Consider the following 1,995-nt stretch of genomic DNA (forward strand, 5'->3'; position numbering starts at 1 on the left):
GGAAGCGGACAGCGTGGAAAACGGCCTGCGCAAGATGCTGTTCGGCATGGGCAGCCTGTCGTTGGGCGAGCTGGCCGGCGAGCGCATGAAAGTGGCGCTGGCGGCGCACTCCCCGGAAGACGAGCACGACTGCTTCAGCGATAACACCCATGCGTCGCACTTCTATAATGGCAAGGGCATTCGCAATGTGTATCTGGGCGAGTATCAGCGGAGCAACGGGGAAACCCTGACCGGCCCCTCGCTGAGCGACCTGGTGGCGGCGAACCAGCCGGCGGCGGACAGCCAGCTGAAAACCGACCTGAACGCCAGCGAGGCGGCGCTGCAGGTGCTGGTAGATAGCGCCAACAACGGGACCCATTTCGATCAGCTGATTGCCCCGGGCAATGCCCAGGGTGCCGACACGGTGAATGCCGCCATTGGTGCCCTGGTCGTGCAGACCACCAGCATCGAGAAAGCGGCGCGGGTGTTGAACATCCAGGCCCTGAACCCGGATACCGCCAATCACAGTTTCTGACGCCAGAACCGGAAAGACGCGCATGCACACGGGGCGGCGGCCCCCTTAGGGCTGCAGGCGCGCTTCTCTAGCCAGCTGTCCGCCAGCCATCAAGAAAGAAGGAAGACTGCCCCTTGCGATATCTCCCGTTGACCCTTGCCGCCCTGCTGGCGGCCTGTGATGCCGGCCCCTCGTTTACCGAAGCCGAACCTGGCGAGGTGTTGTCTGCGGGTGAAGCCACGGTGACCAAGACGGACCAGAACGCCTTCTCTCTGCCGTTGGCCAATTTGTCGCCGTCGCGGCGGCTGGATTTCAGCGTGGGCAACAGCTTTTTCCGCAACCCCTGGGTAATCGCGCCGGCCTCCACCGATGCCCGTGACGGGCTGGGGCCGCTGTTCAACACCAACGCGTGCCAGAACTGTCATATCAAGGATGGTCGCGGGCACCCGCCCGCACCTGATGCCAGGCAGGCGGTGTCCATGCTGGTGCGCTTGTCGGTGCCGGCGGGGACCGACGATGACCTGACCCGGAGCGGCTTGATGCCCGAGCCAACCTACGGCGGGCAGTTTCAGGATGCGGCCATTCCGGGTGTTGAACCGGAGGGGCGGGTACGGGTCGATTACCGCACCCGGATCGTCACGTTTGAGGACGGTTATCAGGTGGCTCTGCGCGTCCCCCGCCTGAGCTTCAGCAACCTGGCGTATGGCGAGATGCACCCGGCGACGCTGTTTTCCGCGCGCATTGCACCGCCGGTGATTGGGTTGGGGCTGCTGGAAGCGATTCCGGAAGCGGACCTGCTGGCCCATGCCGACCCGGAGGATGAGGACGGTGATGGTATCAGTGGCCGGGCCAACCGGGTCTGGGATCGCAGCAACAACACCACCGCCATGGGGCGTTTCGGCTGGAAAGCCGGCCAGCCCAGTTTGCGCCAGCAGAATGCGGAAGCTTTCGCCAATGACATGGGGCTGACCAGCCATCTGGTGCCAACGGATTCCTGTTCCGCTGCCCAGCCCGATTGCCTGGCCATGCCCAATGGCGGCGAGGTGGAAGTGAGCGACTCGATTCTCGACAACGTCACTTTCTATACCCGCAATCTGGCGGTTCCCGCCCGCCGGGATGTGGATGATGCGCAGGTGCTGGCGGGCAAGAGCCTGTTCTTCCAGGCTAACTGCCAGGGCTGCCATGTGCCGGTGTTCACCACCGGTGCCGACGCCGCCGAACCGGAGCTGGCTAACCAGACCATCCGGCCCTATACCGACATGTTGCTGCATGACATGGGGCCGGGTCTGGCAGACGGTCGCCCGGAGTTCCTGGCCAATGGTCAGGAATGGCGCACGCCGCCGCTCTGGGGTATCGGCCTCACCGAGGCGGTGAATGGCCACACCCAGTTTCTGCACGATGGCCGCGCCCGCAACCTGATGGAGGCGATCCTCTGGCATGGCGGCGAAGCGGCCGGGTCGCGGGACGCGGTACTGGCGTTTGACGCCGAGCAACGGGCGGCG

2 protein-coding genes are annotated in these 1,995 nt (G+C 64.9%); both read left to right on the forward strand.

The window, feature by feature from the left end:
- The coding region (locus tag A3754_RS19910; RefSeq protein ID WP_304439849.1) for an imelysin family protein at positions 1-514 on the forward strand (514 nt) is incomplete at its 5' end.
- A 113-nt stretch (positions 515-627) separates the two neighbouring features.
- The coding region (locus tag A3754_RS19915; RefSeq protein ID WP_063521084.1) for a di-heme oxidoredictase family protein at positions 628-1,995 on the forward strand (1,368 nt) is incomplete at its 3' end.

Source organism: Alcanivorax sp. HI0083 (assembly GCF_001635175.1).